A 19,564-nucleotide genomic window follows, 5' to 3' on the forward strand; every position below is an offset into this window, starting at 1 on the left:
GGACGCCCGGTCAACGGATTCCGACGCACAGTCAACGGTTTTCGACGCCCAGTCAACGAGGTCAGGAGAGCGCGTCGGTGAACGCGCGATACGCCCGGCCGTCGAACAGCACGAACCGCACTTCGGTGACGTCGGTATCGGTGGCGCGCACGGTGTGGACGGCCTTGCGTGCGCCGTCGTCGATGGGCCAGCCGTACACACCGGTCGAGATCGCCGGGAACGCAACCGTCGTGGCGCCGAGTTCGTCTGCGACACGCAGGGATTCGCGATAGCAGGAGATCAGGGTGGCGGACCTGTCCTCAGTCGTGGAATGCACCGGCCCGACGGTGTGGATCACCCATCGGGCTTCGAGGTCGCCCGCAGTGGTCGCAACAGCGTGCCCGGCCGCCAGGCCGTCGGGATAAGTGTTGGCGCGCAACTGCTTACACTCAGCAAGAATCTGCGGCCCGCCGCGACGGTGGATGGCGCCGTCGACTCCACCGCCCCCGAGCAATGACGAGTTGGCGGCGTTGACGATGGCATCGGTGGACTCCGAGGTGATGTCACCTTGGACCAGAACGATCTCGGTCATGCCTCCATCTGTAGCAGAGCCATCCGGAAATCGGACTCGGTGTGCGGAATCCATAGGGCTTGAACCGGTACGAGCGGTGCCGGGGTCAGGTCCACCACCACAGCGCGTCCTCCGTGGACCGGTCCGGCTTCGTCGGTGACAAATGCGCACGCATCACCATCGCGGAGCACTGCTGTCGACGGTGGTGTCCCCTGGATGGGGTTGACGCGAACTCGCGGCTCGAAACCGCTTCTGCGGCAGTGAGATATGAGGAAATCGGTGTAGAACGACTGATGCTCGGGTGCCCACACCATGATCGGGTGTGGTGTGAGGTCGGTCATCGTGAGCTGCGCGCGACCAGCGAGCGGATGACGTGACGACACCGCGATGCGTAGGCGGTGGTACGTGATGATGGCCGATGCGAGTTCGGGTGGCGTCGACACGCCCCGACGAAGGATGAGGTCGAGACTGCCGGAGAGCAGTGCATCGCGGAAATCGTCTGGAAACACCTGCCGGGCGGTCACGGACCGGTCGCCGCCGTGGTCGAGCGCGGACTCGATGAGCGCATACACTTCGGCTCCGGACAATGCCGGTGAATGTCCGATGACAAACGGCTGCCGTGCGCCGGCCGCCACCTGCTTTACGTCGCGTGCCAGCGCTGACGTGCCAGACAGAAGGGGTCGTGCGCCCACATACAGAGCGCGGCCGGCCGGGGTCAACTCGAGATGCCGCCGTGACCGATCGAACAGTTCGACACCGAGATCACGTTCGAGTGTGCGTATCGCTGCCGACAGCGCCTGCTGCGTGACAAACACCTTGGCCGCTGCTGCTGCGAGCGTCGGCTCCTCGGCGACGGCGACGAACTGTCGCAGCCGTCGGGTGTCGAGCGCGTCATTTCCGCCCAGAGAGAGATGGTCATCAGCCACATACAAACTGTAATTGTTCAAAGACCAAATGAGTTCGTTGGTGTTTGTTTTGTTCTGCTCCTACTTTCGATGAGGACACACCCATGCGATTCGAAGGAGCGACATGACACAGGCAGGAACGCGCGCTGACGCGCATCGGACCAACGCACCCCTCACCGGAAAGGCCGCAGTGGTCGCGGCGGGTGCGAAGAACCTCGGCGGACTGATCTCTACTCGGCTCGCCGCGCTCGGTGCCAACGTCGCGATCCACTACAACAGCGACGCCACACGTGTCGACGCCGAGAAGACGCAGGCGGCGATCAGCGAGGTCGGGTCGAAAGCGATCCTCGTTCAGGGCGATCTGACCGTACCGGCCAACAACACCGCCCTCTTCGACGCGGCCTCAGAGGCCTTCGGCGGAGTGGACATCGCGATCAACACCGTCGGCAAGGTTCTGCGCAAACCGATCGTCGACACCACCGAGGCCGAGTACGACACGATGTTTGACGTCAACGCCAAGGCGGCGTACTTCTTCCTGCAGAACGCAGGCAAGCGACTGAACGACAACGGATCCATCATCACCATCGTGACCTCGTTGCTCGCTGCCTACACCGACGGCTACTCCACGTACGCCGGTGGGAAGAGCCCCGTCGAGCATTTCACCCGTGCAGCTTCAAAGGAGTTTGCGGAGCGTGGTATTCGAGTGAACAACATCGGTCCGGGTCCGATGGACACCCCATTCTTCTACCCACAGGAGACGCCCGAGCGAGTGGAGTTCCATAAGTCGCAGGCGATCGGAAATCGACTCACCACCATCGAGGACATCGCGCCGATCGTCACATTCCTGTGCACCGACGGCAGTTGGATCACCGGTCAGACACTCTTCGCCAACGGCGGCTACACCACACGCTGATCGACTGACAGCCAAGGAGATTGAGACACCATGACCGATAAACTCCCAGCCGTGGTACAGGCATCCATTGACGCCACCAACGCCGGTGACCTCAAAGCGTTTCTTGCGACCTTCGATGCGGACGGAGCAGTCGACGATTGGGGCCGGGTCTTCGTGGGAAACTCGGCGATAACCCGGTGGAGCGACAACGAGTACGTCGGCAAGAATGTGACGCTCGATGTCACGTCCGTGACCACGAACGGCGCCGAGACCATCGTGATCGCACAGGTGGGCGGTGATGGGTTCAACGGGCTGTCGACGTTCACCTATAGCGTCGTCGGCTCGATGGTCGCTCGGATGACCATTCGCGAATGAGTGCCGCGGACTTCAGTTCTCGGCGCGCAGCACCGTGCTGACGATTCCGGCGAGATAGCCGAGGCGGGCGATCTCCGACGGCCGGAAATCGGGTCCGCCGATCCGTCCGAGCAGAATGGCCTTTCCGCTCGAACCCAGCGGGGCGGCCGCCATGCGGGTGTCCATGTCCTGCCACGCTTCTGGCACCCAATCGGCGTCCGGATCCAACTGTTCTGCCCGATTCAGGGGCAGCCAGTCGGCGCGGGTCAGGGGAGTCTCGGGCGCGCCCGAACTGCCGAACAACTGAAGGACACCGCCGCCGACGCCCTGCGTGAGGATCATCGCCCACGACACGCGCAATACGCGCGGCGCCTGATCGACCAGAACCTGCAGCCGGTCGGTTTCGGTCGTGGCCACCTGATCGACGAGTTCGAGCTCGCGGTGGGTGTCGAGCACACCCGAGTACGGCCGGATCGAATCCACCCGCACACCCTTCACCTTCTCGGCGGCGGTGATCAGGCTGTCCGGCAGTGCGCCGCGTGCGACCTCGACCACGAGGTCGTCGACGGCGTAGCCCTCGCCGCGCTCGACGACCTCCAGCGACAGGATGTCGGCGCCGACGGAACCGAGTTGCACGGCGAGCAGCCCGAGGCTGCCCGGCCGGTCCTGGAGATACACCCGAAGCAGGTATGACACGTGCGACATTCTCGCACCCGGCTGTGACGGGCGCGTTGCGAGCATCCCGCGGCCCCGTCCGTCGGGGCTACCGTGGGTGGGGTGACCGATCATCCGGAACTCGATGGTGTGCACCACGTCACACCTTCCGTCAGCGACCTCGACACCACCATCGAGTGGTACACGCGAGTGCTGGGATATCGGGAGGGGCTGCGCGTCGAGCGGGACGGCGTCGGCAAGGCCGTGCTGACCCGCGATGACTGCGTCACCATCAGCTTTGTGGCACACGGTGATTCTGCGGTCGACGGACTGTTCGACGAGCACCGGGCAGGTCTCGATCATCTGGGGTTCGCGGTCGCAGACCGTGCCGAGCTCGACCGCTGGATCGAGGTCCTCGACACCCACGGCATCGGTCACAACGAGCCGGTGCGCGGTTTGTGGGGATGGGTGGTCTCGTTCCGCGACCCCGACAACATCGCCCTGGAGTTCTACACACGGGAGTGAGTGCTCGGCGTGACGTTGTGCGGGTCGTCGTGCTCCCGAGACCGATCGACGCGAGGATGGCGGTATGTCCGACCACGATCGAGCCCCACAGAATCTCGACGATGAGCCGTCGCACGTCACCACCTCGGTCGCGCGACGGATCACACCCGGCCGCGAGCACGAGTTCGTGACCTGGACCGACGCGGGCATCGCGCTCGCCCGGACATTTCCCGGGTTCCTGGGCGGCGGCTGGTTGCGCAACTCCCGCATCGACGACGAGTACTACGTGGTCTACCGGTTCGCCGACGAACTGAGCATGGATGAGTGGCAGCGATCACCGGTACGCAAGGCCTGGTTGTCGCGTGGCGAGGGGGTCGCGGCGGAATACGCGACCCACCGGCTGTCCGGCATCGAGGGGTGGTTCGAGCCCCAGCACAATCTGACGAACGCCGTTCGGGTGCAGGGTGACCCGCCGGCGAGATGGAAACAGGCGATCACCATCTGGCTGGGCTTCTTCCCGATGTCGCTGGCCATCAACTACGGTGTCGTCGCGCACCTCGGTGACCTGCCGCTCGCGGCGAAGACGCTTGTCGCGACGGTCATCAACACCCCGCTGATGGTCTACTTCGTGTTGCCCTGGCTGACCGCGCGACTCAAGAGATGGCTGACGTGACAGCCCTCGCCTCGGGTGGCGGGAGCGCGTCGAGTCGCCTCCCATAGGCTGGAGGGCATCACGACGCGCCCGCGAAAGGATGAACTGGTGGCCGGTGAACCGAAGTCCATTTCCCGCGAGGAGGTCGCGCACCTTGCGCGGCTGTCGCGTCTGGATCTGACCGCGGACGAACTCGATGTGTACGCCGAGCAGTTGGATTCGATCCTCACCCACGTCGCGCAGGTGTCCGAGGTGGCCGCCGAGGATGTGCCGGGCACCGCCCATCCCGCGGAACTCGCCAACGTGCTCCGCCCGGACGTCGTGGTACCCGGACTCACCACCGAGCAGGCGTTGTCGGGTGCGCCGGCCGTCGAACAGGACCGGTTCGCGGTCCCGCAGATCCTGGGGGAAGAACAGTGAGCACCGACACTCGCGCTGCCGGAGAACTGACCGGGCTCACCGCAGCCGAACTGGCCGGCAAGATCGCTTCGCGCGAGGTGTCGTCGGTGGAGGTCACGCAGGCGCATCTGGACCGGATCGCCGAGATCGACGATCAGCTTGGCGCGTTCCTGCACGTCAACGGTGCGCAAGCGCTGGTTGCGGCCAAGGCCGCCGACGACGCGATCGCGTCCGGCGACGCACCGTCGGCGCTGGCCGGGGTGCCCATCGCGCTGAAGGACGTCTTCACCACCCTCGACGCCCCGACCACGTGCGGTTCGAAGATCCTGGAAGGGTGGGTGCCGCCCTATGACGCCGCCGTGACCGAGCGTCTCCGCGCGGCGGGCATCCCGATCCTGGGCAAGACCAACATGGACGAGTTCGCCATGGGCAGCTCGACCGAGAACTCCGCCTACCAGGTGACCCGCAACCCGTGGGACACCTCCCGCATCCCGGGTGGCTCCGGTGGCGGCAGTGCCGCCGCGCTGGCCTCCTACCAGGCGCCGCTGGCGATCGGCACCGACACGGGCGGATCGATCCGCCAACCGGCCGCGGTCACTGCGACCGTCGGCGTCAAACCCACCTACGGCACGGTGTCGCGCTACGGCCTGGTCGCATGCGCGTCGTCGTTGGATCAGGGCGGACCATGTGGTCGGACCGTCCTCGACACCGCTCTGCTGCACTCGGTGATCGCCGGACACGATGCCCGCGATTCGACGTCGATCGATGTTCCGGTGCCCGATGTGATCGCCGCGGCGAAGGCCGGTGCCGAACAGGACCTCTCGGGCGTCCGCATCGGCGTGGTCACCGAACTGCAGGGCGAGGGCTATCAGCCCGGCGTCCTCGAGTCGTTCCGCGCTGCGGTGTCGCTGCTCACCGAGCGCGGGGCCGAGGTGGTCGAGGTCAGCTGCCCGCACTTCACCTATGCGCTCGGCGCCTACTATCTGATCCTCCCGTCGGAGGTGTCGTCGAACCTCGCGCGTTTCGATGCGATGCGTTACGGACTGCGCGTCGGCGACGACGGGTCACACAGTGCCGAAGAGGTCATGGCGATGACCCGGGACCAGGGATTTGGTCCAGAGGTCAAGCGTCGCATCATGATCGGGACCTACGCGTTGTCGTCGGGCTACTACGACGCCTATTACGGGCAGGCGCAGAAGGTGCGCACGCTGATCTCCCGCGACTTCGCGTCGGCGTTCGAGAAGGTCGACGTGCTGGTGTCGCCGACCACCCCGACCACCGCATTTCCGTTGGGGGAGAAGGTCGACGACCCGCTGGCGATGTATCTGTTCGACCTGTGCACGCTGCCGGTCAACCTGGCCGGGATCGGTGCCATGTCGGTGCCGTCGGGACTCAGCGCCGACGACGGTCTGCCCGTGGGCCTGCAGATCATGGCGCCCGCACTCGCCGACGATCGGCTTTATCGGATTGGCGCCTCCTACGAGGCCGCGCGGGGTCCGATCGGCTGACGCCCGTCGCCGGCCGGATAACCGCCGTTCACGCGGGTGTGGTGGAGGCCGCAACGTCGGGCCGGATCGAGACAGATGCCCTAGATTGGGTGTGTTCCATCCGGTCGGCAGGAGGGTCTCACCACAATGGCCAAGAGGTTTGGCATTCTCACGTCCGGGGGCGATTGCCCCGGTCTGAACGCGGTCATCCGCGGAGCAGTGCTCAAGGGCGAGACTGTCTATGGCCACGAGTTCGTGGGATTCAAGGACGGTTGGTACGGCCTGGTCTACGGCGACATCATCGAGCTGGACCGTTCGCATGTGCGCGGTCTCTCCAACCAGGGCGGCACCATCCTCGGCACCAGCCGTTTCGGCCCGTATTCGGAGCCCGACGGCGGTCCGGACAACATCAAGAAGGTGCTCAAGAACCTCGGCATCGACGGTGTGATCGCGATCGGCGGCGAGGGCACCGCGTCGGCCGCCAAGCGGCTCTATGCAGACGGCATCAACATCGTCGGCGTGCCCAAGACCATCGACAACGACATCGACGCCACCGACTACACCTTCGGTTTCAACACGGCGGTGGAGATCGCGACCGAGGCGATCGACCGGTTGCGCACCACGGGCAATTCACACAAGCGTTGCATGGTGCTCGAGGTCATGGGCCGCCACGCGGGCTGGATCGCTCTGCATTCCGGGATCGCCGGTGGTGCGCATGCGATTCTCATCCCTGAGCAAGGGGAGAGCCTCAATCAGATCTGCGCCTGGGTCACCAGCGTCAAGAACCGCGGTCGTGCGCCGATGGTCGTGGTTGCGGAGGGTTTCAAACTCCCGGACATGAAAGAGGAGTACTCGGTCAAGGGTCTCGACGGATTCAATCGGCCGCGGCTGGGCGGGATCGCCGAGGTGCTCGCGCCGCTGATCGAGGAGCGCACCGGTATCGAGACCCGTGCCACGGTGCTCGGCCACATCCAGCGCGGCGGTGTCCCAACCGCTTTCGACCGTGTCCTCGCCACCCGCATGGGGATGGGTGTGGCCGATCTCGTGGCGGAGGGCGGCTGGGGGCAGATGGTCGCACTGCGCGGCACCGACATCGTGCGCATCACCTTCGACGAGGCGCTCGGCGAACTGAAGCGGGTCCCGCAGGACCAATACCAGGAGATCCGCGTCATCTTCGGATGAGGGTCAGCTGCTGAAGGATCCGTCTGGTGTAGGCGCGTCGATCACTGTCGTCTCCGGGCTGGTTCGTACGGGTTCGCGCGGGATGACGAGCCACAGGGCCAAATACACCAGCACCTGAGGTCCCGGGAGCAGGATCGATACGACGAAGAGCGCGCGCACGAGTGTGGGGTCGAGGTCCCATCGTGCTGCGATGCCGCCGCACACCCCGCCGAACCACGCGTCCGTACGTGAACGGGTGAGGCGCCGCTCGGGCGCAGAAGTGGGCGCAGTGTTGACGGGCGCGATTGTGCTGGTCATGGTCGGGTCTCCTGGTTCGGTGGCTTGTACGTCATCTCCGACGCTACGAAGGGAGGCCTTCGGGGCGCATCGGTGATCACCCTGAACATCCACCCGGGAATTCGCCGCATAAACTGTCAGCCATGACTGCCGCCGCCGCCGAATTGCTGGACTACGACGAGGTCATCGCGGAGTTCGACCCCGTGATGGGCCTCGAGGTGCACGTCGAACTGGGTACCGCCACCAAGATGTTCTGCGGGTGCCCGACGGCCTTCGGCGCTGAGCCGAACACCCAGGTGTGCCCGGTGTGCATCGGACTGCCCGGGTCGCTGCCGGTGGCCAATGCGAAGGCCATCGAATCCGCCATCCGGATCGGGCTCGCATTGAACTGTTCGATCCGGCCGTCGAGTGTATTCGCGCGGAAGAACTACTTCTATCCCGATCAGCCGAAGAACTACCAGATCTCGCAGTACGACGAGCCGATCGCCTACGACGGGTACCTCGACGTCGTTCTGCCCGACGGCACCGAATGGCGCGTGGAGATCGAACGTGCGCACATGGAAGAGGACACCGGCAAGTCGCTGCACATCGGTGGGTCGACCGGGCGTATCCACGGAGCGAGTCATTCGCTGCTCGACTACAACCGCGCGGGTGTTCCGTTGGTGGAGATCGTGACCCGACCCATCGAGGGTGCCGGCGAACGCGCACCCGAGGTGGCACGGGCCTACGTCACCGCGCTGCGCGACCTGCTCAAGGCGCTCGACGTCTCGGATGTCCGCATGGATCAGGGCTCGTTGCGCTGCGACGCCAACGTCTCGCTGATGCGCAAGGACGCAACGGAATTCGGTACCCGCACCGAAACCAAGAACGTGAACTCCCTCAAGAGTGTGGAGATCGCGGTGCGTTACGAGATGCGTCGCCAGGCCGCGGTGCTGCTCGCCGGTGGTGAGGTGATCCAGGAGACCCGGCACTTCCACGAGACCGACGGCACCACGTCACCGGGTCGGCGCAAGGAGACGGCCGAGGACTACCGCTACTTCCCGGAGCCCGATCTTCCTCCGGTGCAACCGGATTCGGCGTGGATCGCCGAGCTGGCCACCACGCTGCCGGAACTGCCGTGGCTGCGTCGGGCCCGCATCCAGCAGGAGTGGGGAGTGTCCGACGAGGTCATGCGTGACCTCGTCAACGTCGGCGCGGTGGATCTGATCATCGCCACCGTCGACGCGGGCGCGGCTCCCGAGGCCGCCCGCGGCTGGTGGGTGTCTTTCCTTGCGCAGCAGGCCAATGCGCGTGAGACGGAACTCGCCGATCTGGCCATCACCCCGGCCCAGGTCGCCGAGATCATCGGCCTGGTCGACGACGGCAAGCTCACCACCAAGCTGGCCCAGCAGGTCGCGACCGCCGTGCTCGACGGCGAGGGCGAACCGGCGCAGATCGTCGCCGACCGCGGACTCGAGGTCGTGCGCGACGACTCGGCGCTGCAGAAGGCGGTCGACGACGCGCTGGCCGCCAATCCCGACATCGCCGAGAAGATCCGCGGCGGCAAGGTTGCGGCGGCCGGCAAGATCGTCGGCGACGTCATGAAAGCGACTCGGGGACAAGCCGATCCCGCCCGCGTCAAGGAGCTTGTGCTCGCCGCCTGCAGCTAGGCAACCCCCGCCCGCCGAGCGCGAGAACAGGTGCCGAGTTGGAGAACGCGAGTGCTGCAGCACTCGCGTTCTCCAACTCAACTCGAGTTCTCGCGGCTTGACGCGGGACGTGGCCAGGAGTCACGTGCGGTTGTCGGCTCCCGCGCCGCCCTGGATGACGGCCACCCGGTCGTCGGTCGGCACGGGCCGGCCGTTCTCCTTGTTGACCGTCGCGAACTGGATCAGGCCGTTCGGAAGTGCGGCCATGCGGCCGAGTGCGCCATAACGGCGTTCGAGGACCACCACCGGCGCCGTGATGGTCGGTCGTTCCCGGGTGGGTTCGTTGACGGCCTCGATGCGCTGGGTGCGGGTGGTCGACACGTAGATGCTGCCGGCCGCGGCCGCACATCCGGCGATCTTCGGCTTGTCCGTCCACGTCCACAACACCTTGGGCCCGGAATCCTCGATGGCTTGCAGGCGATCCTCGGTGGCGGTCTGGTCGGCGGCATAGAGCGCGCCGGTAGCCGGGTTCGGACAGAGGGCGACCGACGACCCGAATCCCGAGGCCAGGATCTTCGGCGGCGGGTTGGCGCCTGAACTGAGCGAGGTGACGAGCAGGATCTTGCCCGCCAGCGACGACGGATTGCTCGCCGACGCCGGACTTCCCGCGTTACCGGTCGCGACGACCAACTCGTTGGGCGACCGGAAGTACATCGAGCCCATGTTGCCCGTCGCGCCCTTCGGGATGCCGACCAGGATCGGCTTGGCCACGTCGCCCGGGGCGAGTCGGACGATCCGGTTGTCCGAGGGCGTGGTGATGAACGCGTAGATCAGCCGGTCCTGCGAGTAGGTGGGTGAGAACGCGAAGTCGATCAGCCCGCCGTCGCCCGATGCGTCGACCGGCACCGAACCCAACTCACGATGCGGTCCGTACTTCTGCTGCGCGATGATCTTGCCGGTGGTGCGCTCGGCGATCACCGCCGACTGGCCGCTCTCGTCGCCCGGCGCGATCCCGCCGGTGGATTCCAGGCACGTCGCGATCACCGACGGATCGGGATCGATACATGGACCGGTCGGCGGTTGCTGAGGTTGTGGCGACGGCGGTGGCGTCTGCGTCGGAGGTGGGGGATTCGGGTTGTTCGAACTGAACGGACCCGCCGCCTTCTGCTGATCCTGGGCGCTGAAGTCGGCGCAGCCACTCACCGCGATCGTCACCGCCACAAGACCGGTCACCACCGCTCGCCATCGACCGACCGGCGCGCCGACGTACCCCCGCCGGTGCCGACTCGTCCGCCGCCCCTTACGCATGCCGTCCACAGTAGTGGTGCCGATGCGGTGGACCGGAGATCGGCTGGTCCGACTCACCCGGCTGCGCCTGGCGACCACGGCGACGCCAACCCCTTAGAGTCGGAATGGTGAGCGAACGTGACAAGTCGACAAACGGTCCGACCAGTCCGTACGACGAGCCGACGGGCCAGATCGACCTTCCCAGGACACCGCAACCGGGCCGTGTCGCACCACCACCGAACCGCGACGACTTCTACGAGCGGCATGCGAGACGGTCACCCGCGCAGGTGTCGCGGGTCGACGACTTGGATGACCTCGACCCTGGCGACGTGGAAACGCGCCCGACGCCCAGTGCTCCGAATACCGCGCCGCAGACCGGTTCGCCTCAGACCGGTTCGCCACAGACCGGTTCGCCGCAGACCGGTTCGCCACAGACCGGTTCGCCACAGACCGGTTCGCCACAGACCGGTTCGCCACAGACCGATCCGCTGCCGGTCGATCGCGGCGTCCCGGACGAGCAGACGGCGGTCATCGAACGGCCACCGGTCGTGGCGCGTCCCGACGCCGCGCCTGCGCGTGCCGAACCGACACGAGTCACCGCCGGCGACGAACCGGGCGGGCCCGACCGAAACGCGTCGCGAATCACCGATCCGGTAGGGGTTCGGCGTCGCACGCCCGACTCGACTCCCGAGCCCGACACCAGTCCGACGGAGGCTTTCGCGGCGCGTCGTCCCGCCGCCGACGCCGAGGCGACGGCGAACGAGACCCGGCCGCTGGTGTCGGAATCCGACGACGAGCCACCTGCGTCCGACGCGACGGCCGACGATCTCGACGAAGCCAAGGCGAAAGCCCGTCGCGGCACCCTCGACCTCGGGCTGCTGTTGCTGCGGGTTGCGGTTGGCGCGGTCGCGCTCGCGCACGGACTGCAGAAGCTCTTCGGCTGGTGGAGCGGTCCGGGACTGAGCGGGTTCGAGGACATGCTCGTCAACTCGGCCAACAGCAGCATCGGGTTCAATCCCGACTTCGCGAAACCGCTGGCCATCCTCGGTGCGCTGTCGGAGACGCTCGGTGGGGCGATGGTGATCTTGGGGCTGCTCACACCGGTGGGTGCGTCGGCGATCCTGGGCACCATGCTGATCGCCGCCGCCTACAAGACCACCTTGGCCGGAGGCTTCTCGTTCTTCGCTGCCGTCGGCGGCGTCGAGTACGAGCTCATCCTGGCCGTGGCGGCCGCGGTCATCATCCTCACAGGCCCAGGCCTGTACTCACTGGACTTTCCCTACGGATGGGCCAGACGACCGTTCATCGGATCGTTCCTGTGGCTCATTGTGGGAATCGGTGCGGCAGCGCTCATCTGGATCTTGTGCAACGGCACCAACCCGCTGTCGTCACCGGGTAACCCTGGCGGCTGAGGCCGGGAATCCCGGCTGGTGAGATTCGCGTTGTCGTCTCAGCAGCCCTTCGAGGCTCGCAAGCTCGCACCTCAGGGATCGGGGGATGGCTCTTCCTGAGCAGGGGATGGCTCTCGGCTCGCCTCAGGCGCGGTATTCGCCGGCTCAGTCGACCTGGCGAACCGCACCGCGGTCCGCGGAGGTCGCCAGCTTCGCGTAGGCGCGTAGCGCTGTGGTGACCGTGCGCTGGCGGTCCACCGGCTGCCACGGGTGCTCGGAGGCTTCCATCTTGGCCCGCCGCTCGGCGAGCACGTCGTCGGGCACCTGAACTTCCAGCGTCCGCGTCTTGACGTCGATGAGGATCGGGTCACCGTCTTCGACGAGTCCGATCGCGCCGCCGGATGCGGCCTCGGGGGACATATGCCCCACCGACAGGCCCGACGATCCGCCGGAGAAGCGGCCGTCGGTGATCAGGGCACACTTCTTGCCCATGCCGGTGCCCTTCATGAACGCGGTCGGGTGCAGCATCTCCTGCATGCCGGGACCGCCGGACGGTCCCTCGTAGCGGACCACCAGCACCTCGCCGGCCTGGATCTTCTTGGACAGGATGACCTGGACGGCTTCTTCCTGGCTCTCCACCACGCGGGCCGGGCCCTCGAAGTGCCACAGGTCCTCGTCGATGCCGGCAGTCTTGAGGACCGCGCCGTCGGGGGCGAGGTTGCCGCGCAGCACGCACAGGCCGCCTTCGACGGTGTACGCGTGCTCGAGGTCGCGGATGCAGCCGCCCGCGGCGTCGGTGTCCAGCGAACTCCATCGGTTGGCGGTGGAGAACGGCGTCGTCGTGCGCACGCCGCCGGGAGCAGCATGGAACAGCTCGACCGCCGCGTCGATGGCCTTGCCACCGCGGATGTCCCAGTCGTCGAGGAAGTCCCCGATCGTCGGCGAATGGACGGTCGACGCGGTGTCGTCGATGAGACCGGCGCGTCGCAATTCACCCAGGATCGCCGGGATGCCACCGGCCCGGTGGACGTCTTCCATGTGGTAGTCGGAGTTGGGCGACACCTTGGACAGGCACGGCACGTTGCGGCTGATCTCGTCGATGACGGCGAGATCGAAGTCCTCGACCTCGCCCTCCTGTGCTGCCGCAAGGATGTGCAGGACGGTGTTGGTCGAGCCGCCCATCGCCACGTCGAGTGCCATGGCGTTGCGGAATGCGGTGGCCGACGCGATGTTTCGTGGCAGAACCGACGCATCGTCGTCGCGGTACCAGCGTGTCGCGGCCTCGACCACGACGCGGCCCGCACGCTCGAAGAGTGCGTGGCGTGCTTCGTGGGTGGCCAGCGTGGAACCGTTGCCGGGCAACGCAAGTCCCAGTGCCTCGGTCAGGCAGTTCATCGAGTTGGCGGTGAACATGCCCGAACACGAACCGCAGGTGGGGCAGGCGGAACGTTCGACCTCGGACAGCCCTTCCTCGTCGACGGCGCTGTTGGCCGACGCGGAAATGGTGGTGATGAGGTCCGACGACGGGTGGGCGACGTCCCCGACCACCACCGCCTTGCCGGCCTCCATAGGGCCGCCGGAGACGAAGACGGTGGGGATGTTCAGCCGCATCGCGGCATTGAGCATTCCGGGAGTGATCTTGTCGCAGTTGGAGATACAGACCAGTGCGTCCGCCGTGTGGGCGTTGACCATGTACTCCACCGAGTCGGCGATGATCTCGCGACTCGGCAGCGAGTACAGCATCCCGCCGTGTCCCATGGCGATGCCGTCGTCGACGGCGATGGTGTGGAATTCACGTGGCACTCCACCGGCCGCCTTCACCGCGTCGGCGACGATCTCGCCGACGTCCTTGAGATGGACGTGGCCGGGCACGAACTGGGTGTACGAGTTCGCGATGGCGACGATCGGCTTGCCGAAGTCGTCGTCGGTCAGTCCGGCTGCTCGCCAGAGCGATCGCGCTCCGGCAGCTTCGCGGCCGACGGTGGTGGTGCGTGATCTCAGGGCAGGCATGGTTCCTCGATCTGATCGGCGTGCGGTGGTGCAGTTGGCTGGTGATTCGACCCGATGCCGATGACACCGGATGCCACCACAACGTCGAAAGCCGACGGTGTTATTTCATGCCCGACCCGGTTGTGGTGAATGCGGCGAGGTGGCGTTGTGGCCGAGTCTTGCTGCGTTGCTACAGGTCAGCGTACTCCGCTGCCGCTAGGGGCTTCAAAAAAGGCTCAGCTGTCGGCTTCGTCGGCCGCTGCGAACGGGTCCGGGATTCGGCCACGGCTCGCTGCCGACAGGCGGGGCAGATCGTGGAATCCCACCGCGGGAAGGCGCACCCGCTCGCCGTCGGAGGTCACCGCGCGCACGGCGCTCCACCGGGGGAATTGCAGGCCCGCGATATCGGTCCAGGCGACCGCTGCGCTGCCGAAGGTACCGACCGCGGTCAACCCGTCCTCGGTGACGACGGTGCGCAACCGGTGGATCCACACCGCAAGGACGACCGGGATGGCGAGCGTCCAGCCGAGCCAGACCAGGGAGGTGCCGGCCAGGATGATGCACACGATCGCCACCATGGGAACCGTGAAGTAGGCGACCCGGTTCAGGCGAAACACTGCGGGCAATTCGACGCGATCCTCGGCGCTCCCCGATGCGTCAGAATCGGCGGGCGAGGTGGTCTCCGGATCGGTCGGTGAATCTGTCGGCACGCCTTCATTGTGCCAACCCGCGCTGTGTGCCATCCCGGCAGGTGCGGCCCCACCTGTGTGTTCTCACGATATGAGACGCAACGGTCCGGAGTTTGACTCACGACTACACGCGGTCATACCGTGAATGCGTGATGAAGAACGGGACTCTCGTAGTAGTAATCGGCTGGCGCGTCGCCTGACCGGTCACAGACGAGACCCCACTCAGCATCGACGCGCCACCCTCGAACAGCGAAGCTGTCGGGGGTTTTTTCTTGTCACCAGCAAATGAAGATCGACAACCAGATGAGGATCGTGCAGTGAGCGCACCAACAGCACGCACCGACGCCGGCCGCAGTGAGCCGGATCGCAATGCAGGAGCCCGGCAACAGTCGCCCGCGGGAGGAAATCTGCGTGCGGTAGGGCAGCACACCGTCGCCCCCGAGCGGGTCAGCGGTGCGCAGTCGGTGGTGCGCTCGCTCGAAGAACTCGGCGTCGAGATCGTCTTCGGCATTCCCGGTGGAGCCGTGCTCCCCGTCTACGACCCGCTGCTGGATTCCAAGAAGGTCCGCCACGTCCTGGTGCGCCACGAGCAGGGTGCCGGTCACGCTGCGACCGGCTACGCGCAGGTTGCCGGACGCGCCGGGGTCATGATGGCCACGTCCGGTCCCGGTGCCACCAACCTGGTGACACCGCTGGCCGACGCCCAGATGGACTCGGTCCCGGTGGTCGCGATCACCGGTCAGGTCGGACGCGCGCTGATCGGCACCGACGCCTTCCAGGAGGCCGACATCTCCGGTATCACGATGCCGGTCACCAAGCACAACTTCCTGGTGAGCAATGCCGCCGACATCCCGCAGGTCATCGCCGAGGCGTTCCACATCGCCGAAAGCGGCCGCCCGGGTGCGGTTCTGGTCGACATCCCCAAGGACATCCTGCAGGCGCAGACCACCTTCTCGTGGCCGCCGCAGATCGATCTGCCGGGCTATCGGCCGGTCACCAAGCCGCACGGCAAGCAGGTTCGTGAGGCCGCTCGCCTCATCAACGCGGCCTCCTCGCCGGTGCTCTACGTCGGTGGCGGCGTGATCAAGGCCAACGCTTCGGCCGAACTGCTGGAACTCGCCGAGTTCACCGGCATCCCGGTGGTGACGACGCTGATGGCGCGCGGTGCCTTCCCCGACAGCCATCAGCAGCACCTCGGCATGCCCGGCATGCACGGCACCGTCGCCGCGGTTGCCGCCTTGCAGCGCAGCGACCTGCTCATCACCCTGGGTGCCCGATTCGACGACCGCGTGACCGGCCAGTTGGCGTCGTTCGCACCCAACGCCAAGGTCATCCATGCCGACATCGACCCCGCGGAGATCGGCAAGAACCGGCACGCCGACGTGCCGATCGTCGGCGACTGCAAGGCCGTCATCACCGAGCTGACCGAGACCCTGCGCAACGAGCGGGCGACCAGCGGCGAGGGTGCGGACATCTCCACCTGGTGGCGCTACCTCGACAACATCCGTCGTACCTATCCGCTGAGCTACGACCGTCAGACCGACGGTTCGATGTCGCCGGAGTTCGTGATCTCCCAGATCGGGAAGATCGCCGGGCCCGACGCGGTGTACTGCGCCGGCGTCGGTCAGCATCAGATGTGGGCCGCGCAGTTCATCTCCTACGAGAAGCCGCGCAGCTGGCTGAACTCGGGTGGCCTGGGCACCATGGGCTACGCCGTCCCGGCGGCGATGGGCGCCAAGATGGCCGACCCCGACGCCGAGGTCTGGGCGATCGACGGCGACGGGTGCTTCCAGATGACCAATCAGGAACTCGCGACGTGTGCGATCGAGGGCATCCCCATCAAGGTCGCCGTGATCAACAACGGAAACCTGGGCATGGTCCGGCAGTGGCAGACCCTGTTCTACGAGGAGCGCTACTCCAACACCGACCTCGCCACGCACTCCCGGATGATCCCGGACTTCGTGAAGCTGTCGGAAGCGTTGGGCTGCGCGTCATTCCGCGTCGAACGTGAGTCCGACGTCGACGAGGTCATCGCCAAGGCCCGCGAGATCAACGACCGCCCGGTGGTGATCGACTTCATCGTCGGCAAGGACGCCCAGGTGTGGCCGATGGTCGCCGCCGGCACCGGCAACGACGAGATCATGGCTGCCCGCGACATCCGGCCGCTGTTCGACGACGACGAATCCGCGTCGGACCCGGTCGACATCCACGAAACCATGGAGAAGTCCGATGCGGCGGCTCCCAACCAGAAGGACGAGCAGTGAGCACCACCCACACCCTGAGCGTGCTGGTCGAAGACCGGCCAGGCGTGCTGGCCCGCGTGTCGGCGCTGTTCTCCCGGCGAGGGTTCAACATCGAGTCCCTGGCCGTCGGGCCCACCGAACTCAAGGGCATCTCGCGGATGACCATCATGGTCAGCGTCGAGGACTTCCCGCTCGAACAGGTGACCAAGCAGCTCAACAAGCTGATCAACGTCATCAAGATCGTCGAGCAGGATCCGGCTGCGTCGGTGTCGCGTGAGCTGATGATGGTCAAGGTGCGGTCGGACGCGACCGTGCGCACCGAGGTCATCGAGGTGGTGAACCTGTTCCGCGCCAAGGTGATCGACGTGTCACCCGAGTCCCTCACCATCGAGGCGACCGGCACCGCGGAGAAACTCGAGGCACTGCTGCGGATGCTGGATCCGTACGGAATCCGCGAGATCGCACAATCGGGAGCGGTCGCGCTGGGTCGGGGACCCAAGAGTATGTCGGCACACCGCTGACCGACTGCACAGAATTTTAGACAGTCCCGTTGGGTGACAACGAGTCTCCGGGGACACCACATATGAAGGGAATCAACTGTGGCGATCGAACTGTTCTACGACGACGACGCCGATCTGTCGATCATCCAGGGTCGCAAGGTCGCGGTCATCGGCTACGGCAGCCAGGGGCATGCGCATTCGCTGTCGCTGCGTGACTCGGGTGTCGATGTCGTCATCGGCCTGCGCGAGGGCAGCAAGTCGCGCGAGAAGGCCGAGGAGCAGGGGCTCAAGGTCCTCAGCGCATCCGAGGCGGCGGCGTGGGCAGACGTCATCATGATCCTCGCGCCGGACACCAGCCAGGCCAAGATCTTCACCGAGGACATCGAGCCCAACCTGAAGGACGGCGACGCCATCTTCTTCGGGCACGGCCTCAACATCCACTTCGACCTGATCCAGCCGGCGGACAACATCACCGTCGCGATGGTCGCCCCGAAGGGGCCCGGACACCTCGTGCGCCGTCAGTTCGTCGACGGCAAGGGCGTCCCGTGCCTCATTGCGGTCGACCAAGACCCCAAGGGCGAGGGCCAGGCGCTCGCGCTGTCCTACGCCAGTGCCATCGGCGGTGGCCGTGCCGGAATCATCAAGACCACGTTCAAAGAAGAGACCGAGACCGACCTCTTCGGCGAGCAGGCCGTGCTCTGCGGTGGCACCGAGGAACTGGTCAAGAACGGCTTCGAGGTCATGGTCGAGGCCGGGTACGCCCCGGAGATGGCCTACTTCGAGGTGCTCCACGAGCTCAAGCTGATCGTCGACCTCATGTACGAGGGCGGCATCGCGCGCATGAACTACTCGGTGAGTGACACCGCGGAGTTCGGCGGCTACCTGTCGGGCCCGCGGGTCATCGACGCCGACACCAAGGAGCGCATGCGCGGCATCCTGCGCGACATCCAGGACGGCACCTTCGTCAAGCGCCTCGTCGCCAACGTCGAAGGCGGCAACAAGGAACTCGAGGGCCTGCGCAAGCAGAACGCCGAGCACCCCATCGAGGTCACCGGCAAGAAGCTGCGCGACCTGATGAGCTGGGTCGATCGCCCCATCACCGAGACCGCCTGATCGAAACAAAAAAGTTGCCCTTTGACTCGCGAGTCAAAGGGCAACTTTTTTGTTTGCGCGGGAGAGCCGCGATCAGATCGGGCGGAAGCCCTGGTAGGCGGGCAACGAGTTGACCCGCTTGAGGATCGGGCCGATGTTGGTGCCGGTCTCCGGTCCGACGCAGCCGACGAAGTAGTACGCGTTGACCATGCCGACGAGGCGATCACCGACGACCACCGGGCTGCCCGAGTCACCTTCGATCACACACATCTGCGACAGGTGAACGTCTCCGTCGGAGAACCAGGCGATACCGCAGGTGGACCCGGTGGTCCGGCCCTCCTTGCAGGCGATGGTCGGGAAACCGATCGGCCGCGTGTCGACGCTGCGGATGGTCACGCTGCGCACGGTGCGCAGCGGCACGACCTTGGCGGGGTTGAACTCGATGATCGCCATGTCCAGGTCGGGCTTGGAGTAGGTGATGGTGCCGATCTGGCCGCGGTCCTGATAGGTCTCGGAGTAGACCTTCTGGCCGGGCGTACCGCAGTGACCCGCGGTGATGCCGATCAGCTTGCCGGTCTTCGACTTTCCGATCGTGGTGAGCGTGCAGGCCGCCGCGGAGTTGCCGCCCTTGAGGACGAGAATTCCCGAGCCACCGCCGACGTACGCCTTTGCCGGTGCGGCGATTGCAGAACCCGCCCCCCAGCCGGCCAGCACTGTCGCAGCCAGAACAGCCAGCAGTGCTGTCAGCTTCCTAATCATCCACACTCCATCGTTAGTAGGCGTCGAAACGCCTGCCGTCAGAGCGCGGCAGGCGTCTGTGCACACGGTACCGGGCGTGCGCGCCGCTGCGCCCGCCGCGGAATCGTCCCGCGGTTGCATTGCAACCTATC

General features: G+C 66.1%; 20 protein-coding genes. 12 read left to right on the forward strand and 8 right to left on the reverse strand.

Going from position 1 to position 19,564, the window contains the following annotated elements:
* Positions 1-61 precede the first annotated feature (61 nt).
* Together MKW15_RS10265 and MKW15_RS10270 are read right to left on the reverse strand one after the other, a co-directional pair.
* Positions 62-571, reverse strand: a complete 510-nt coding sequence (locus MKW15_RS10265; protein WP_240857515.1) for an O-acetyl-ADP-ribose deacetylase — start codon at positions 569-571, stop codon at positions 62-64.
* Positions 568-1,476, reverse strand: coding sequence for a LysR family transcriptional regulator (locus tag MKW15_RS10270; protein ID WP_240857516.1), 909 nt, complete (start codon positions 1,474-1,476; stop codon positions 568-570). Before MKW15_RS10270 ends, MKW15_RS10265 begins: the two co-directional genes overlap by 4 nt.
* Before the next feature lie 103 nt (positions 1,477-1,579).
* On the opposite strand from MKW15_RS10270, the gene MKW15_RS10275 reads away from it, so the two are divergent.
* Both MKW15_RS10275 and MKW15_RS10280 read left to right on the forward strand, forming a co-directional pair.
* Positions 1,580-2,368, forward strand: a complete 789-nt coding sequence (locus tag MKW15_RS10275; protein ID WP_240857517.1) for an SDR family oxidoreductase — start codon at positions 1,580-1,582, stop codon at positions 2,366-2,368.
* Positions 2,369-2,398: 30 nt separating this feature from the next.
* A complete protein-coding gene (locus MKW15_RS10280) occupies positions 2,399-2,722 on the forward strand; it encodes a nuclear transport factor 2 family protein (RefSeq protein WP_240857518.1) in 324 nt (107 codons plus the stop codon).
* Positions 2,723-2,734: 12 nt separating this feature from the next.
* Here the strand turns inward: MKW15_RS10280 and MKW15_RS10285 are convergent, their stop codons facing one another.
* Positions 2,735-3,406 (reverse strand): ACT domain-containing protein, encoded by a 672-nt coding sequence (locus MKW15_RS10285; RefSeq protein WP_240857519.1) that lies wholly within the window; start codon positions 3,404-3,406, stop codon positions 2,735-2,737.
* 72 nt (positions 3,407-3,478) lie between these two features.
* On the opposite strand from MKW15_RS10285, the gene MKW15_RS10290 reads away from it, so the two are divergent.
* The 5 genes from MKW15_RS10290 (at position 3,479) to MKW15_RS10310 (ending at position 7,579) form a co-directional block, all read left to right on the forward strand.
* Positions 3,479-3,880 carry a VOC family protein gene (locus MKW15_RS10290; protein ID WP_240857520.1) on the forward strand — a complete coding sequence of 134 codons (402 nt, stop codon included), beginning with the start codon at positions 3,479-3,481 and terminating at the stop codon, positions 3,878-3,880.
* A gap of 64 nt (positions 3,881-3,944) precedes the next feature.
* Positions 3,945-4,532 (forward strand): antibiotic biosynthesis monooxygenase, encoded by a 588-nt coding sequence (locus tag MKW15_RS10295; protein WP_240857521.1) that lies wholly within the window; start codon positions 3,945-3,947, stop codon positions 4,530-4,532.
* A gap of 87 nt (positions 4,533-4,619) precedes the next feature.
* Positions 4,620-4,931, forward strand: coding sequence for an Asp-tRNA(Asn)/Glu-tRNA(Gln) amidotransferase subunit GatC (gatC, locus tag MKW15_RS10300; RefSeq protein WP_240857522.1), 312 nt, complete (start codon positions 4,620-4,622; stop codon positions 4,929-4,931).
* Positions 4,928-6,418 carry an Asp-tRNA(Asn)/Glu-tRNA(Gln) amidotransferase subunit GatA gene (gatA, locus tag MKW15_RS10305; RefSeq protein WP_240857523.1) on the forward strand — a complete coding sequence of 497 codons (1,491 nt, stop codon included), beginning with the start codon at positions 4,928-4,930 and terminating at the stop codon, positions 6,416-6,418. Before gatC ends, gatA begins: the two co-directional genes overlap by 4 nt.
* Positions 6,419-6,544: 126 nt before the next feature.
* Entirely contained in the window at positions 6,545-7,579 is a 1,035-nt protein-coding gene (locus MKW15_RS10310) for a 6-phosphofructokinase (protein WP_240857524.1), read from the forward strand.
* A 3-nt stretch (positions 7,580-7,582) separates the two neighbouring features.
* Here the strand turns inward: MKW15_RS10310 and MKW15_RS10315 are convergent, their stop codons facing one another.
* On the reverse strand, positions 7,583-7,876 hold the full coding sequence (locus MKW15_RS10315) for a PspC domain-containing protein (RefSeq protein WP_240857525.1): 294 nt from the start codon (positions 7,874-7,876) through the stop codon (positions 7,583-7,585).
* 122 nt (positions 7,877-7,998) lie between these two features.
* On the opposite strand from MKW15_RS10315, the gene gatB reads away from it, so the two are divergent.
* Positions 7,999-9,504 carry an Asp-tRNA(Asn)/Glu-tRNA(Gln) amidotransferase subunit GatB gene (gene gatB / locus MKW15_RS10320; protein WP_240857526.1) on the forward strand — a complete coding sequence of 502 codons (1,506 nt, stop codon included), beginning with the start codon at positions 7,999-8,001 and terminating at the stop codon, positions 9,502-9,504.
* A 120-nt stretch (positions 9,505-9,624) separates the two neighbouring features.
* Here gatB and MKW15_RS10325 read toward each other — a convergent pair whose 3' ends face one another.
* Positions 9,625-10,791 carry a PQQ-dependent sugar dehydrogenase gene (locus MKW15_RS10325; RefSeq protein ID WP_240857527.1) on the reverse strand — a complete coding sequence of 389 codons (1,167 nt, stop codon included), beginning with the start codon at positions 10,789-10,791 and terminating at the stop codon, positions 9,625-9,627.
* Between the two features lie 104 nt (positions 10,792-10,895).
* On the opposite strand from MKW15_RS10325, the gene MKW15_RS10330 reads away from it, so the two are divergent.
* Entirely contained in the window at positions 10,896-12,182 is a 1,287-nt protein-coding gene (locus tag MKW15_RS10330) for a DoxX family protein (RefSeq protein WP_240857528.1), read from the forward strand.
* Positions 12,183-12,326: 144 nt separating this feature from the next.
* Here the strand turns inward: MKW15_RS10330 and ilvD are convergent, their stop codons facing one another.
* Together ilvD and MKW15_RS10340 are read right to left on the reverse strand one after the other, a co-directional pair.
* Positions 12,327-14,171: a dihydroxy-acid dehydratase gene (gene ilvD, locus MKW15_RS10335; protein WP_240857529.1), complete on the reverse strand. Its 1,845-nt coding sequence runs from the start codon at positions 14,169-14,171 to the stop codon at positions 12,327-12,329.
* Between the two features lie 215 nt (positions 14,172-14,386).
* A complete protein-coding gene (locus MKW15_RS10340; RefSeq protein ID WP_240857530.1) occupies positions 14,387-14,860 on the reverse strand; it encodes a PH domain-containing protein in 474 nt (157 codons plus the stop codon).
* Positions 14,861-15,156: 296 nt separating this feature from the next.
* On the opposite strand from MKW15_RS10340, the gene MKW15_RS10345 reads away from it, so the two are divergent.
* From MKW15_RS10345 to ilvC, 3 genes are all read left to right on the forward strand, one after another.
* Positions 15,157-17,103 carry an acetolactate synthase large subunit gene (locus MKW15_RS10345; protein ID WP_240857531.1) on the forward strand — a complete coding sequence of 649 codons (1,947 nt, stop codon included), beginning with the start codon at positions 15,157-15,159 and terminating at the stop codon, positions 17,101-17,103.
* The gene (gene ilvN / locus MKW15_RS10350; protein ID WP_240857532.1) at positions 17,100-17,603 is read left to right on the forward strand and encodes an acetolactate synthase small subunit; all 504 of its coding nucleotides are present in this window, start codon (positions 17,100-17,102) and stop codon (positions 17,601-17,603) included. The genes MKW15_RS10345 and ilvN overlap by 4 nt, the downstream gene beginning before the upstream one ends.
* Before the next feature lie 78 nt (positions 17,604-17,681).
* Positions 17,682-18,695 carry a ketol-acid reductoisomerase gene (ilvC, locus tag MKW15_RS10355; protein ID WP_240857533.1) on the forward strand — a complete coding sequence of 338 codons (1,014 nt, stop codon included), beginning with the start codon at positions 17,682-17,684 and terminating at the stop codon, positions 18,693-18,695.
* 72 nt (positions 18,696-18,767) lie between these two features.
* Here the strand turns inward: ilvC and MKW15_RS10360 are convergent, their stop codons facing one another.
* Complete coding sequence (locus tag MKW15_RS10360; protein ID WP_240857534.1) at positions 18,768-19,433, reverse strand: S1 family peptidase; 666 nt, start codon at positions 19,431-19,433, stop codon at positions 18,768-18,770.
* Positions 19,434-19,564 lie beyond the last annotated feature (131 nt).

Origin of the sequence: Gordonia gummivorans (assembly GCF_022513585.1) — a bacterium.
Lineage (GTDB): Bacteria > Actinomycetota > Actinomycetes > Mycobacteriales > Mycobacteriaceae > Gordonia.

Coding starts and splice junctions, on each gene's coding strand:
- MKW15_RS10285 (WP_240857519.1), bottom strand. CDS start 3,406: ATGTCGCACGTGTCATACCTGCTTCGGGTGTATCTCCAGGACCGGCCG.
- MKW15_RS10330 (WP_240857528.1), top strand. CDS start 10,896: ATGGTGAGCGAACGTGACAAGTCGACAAACGGTCCGACCAGTCCGTAC.
- MKW15_RS10295 (WP_240857521.1), top strand. CDS start 3,945: ATGTCCGACCACGATCGAGCCCCACAGAATCTCGACGATGAGCCGTCG.
- MKW15_RS10315 (WP_240857525.1), bottom strand. CDS start 7,876: ATGACCAGCACAATCGCGCCCGTCAACACTGCGCCCACTTCTGCGCCC.
- MKW15_RS10310 (WP_240857524.1), top strand. CDS start 6,545: ATGGCCAAGAGGTTTGGCATTCTCACGTCCGGGGGCGATTGCCCCGGT.
- ilvD (WP_240857529.1), bottom strand. CDS start 14,171: ATGCCTGCCCTGAGATCACGCACCACCACCGTCGGCCGCGAAGCTGCC.
- MKW15_RS10360 (WP_240857534.1), bottom strand. CDS start 19,433: ATGATTAGGAAGCTGACAGCACTGCTGGCTGTTCTGGCTGCGACAGTG.
- gatB (WP_240857526.1), top strand. CDS start 7,999: ATGACTGCCGCCGCCGCCGAATTGCTGGACTACGACGAGGTCATCGCG.
- MKW15_RS10325 (WP_240857527.1), bottom strand. CDS start 10,791: ATGCGTAAGGGGCGGCGGACGAGTCGGCACCGGCGGGGGTACGTCGGC.
- MKW15_RS10275 (WP_240857517.1), top strand. CDS start 1,580: ATGACACAGGCAGGAACGCGCGCTGACGCGCATCGGACCAACGCACCC.
- MKW15_RS10265 (WP_240857515.1), bottom strand. CDS start 571: ATGACCGAGATCGTTCTGGTCCAAGGTGACATCACCTCGGAGTCCACC.
- MKW15_RS10280 (WP_240857518.1), top strand. CDS start 2,399: ATGACCGATAAACTCCCAGCCGTGGTACAGGCATCCATTGACGCCACC.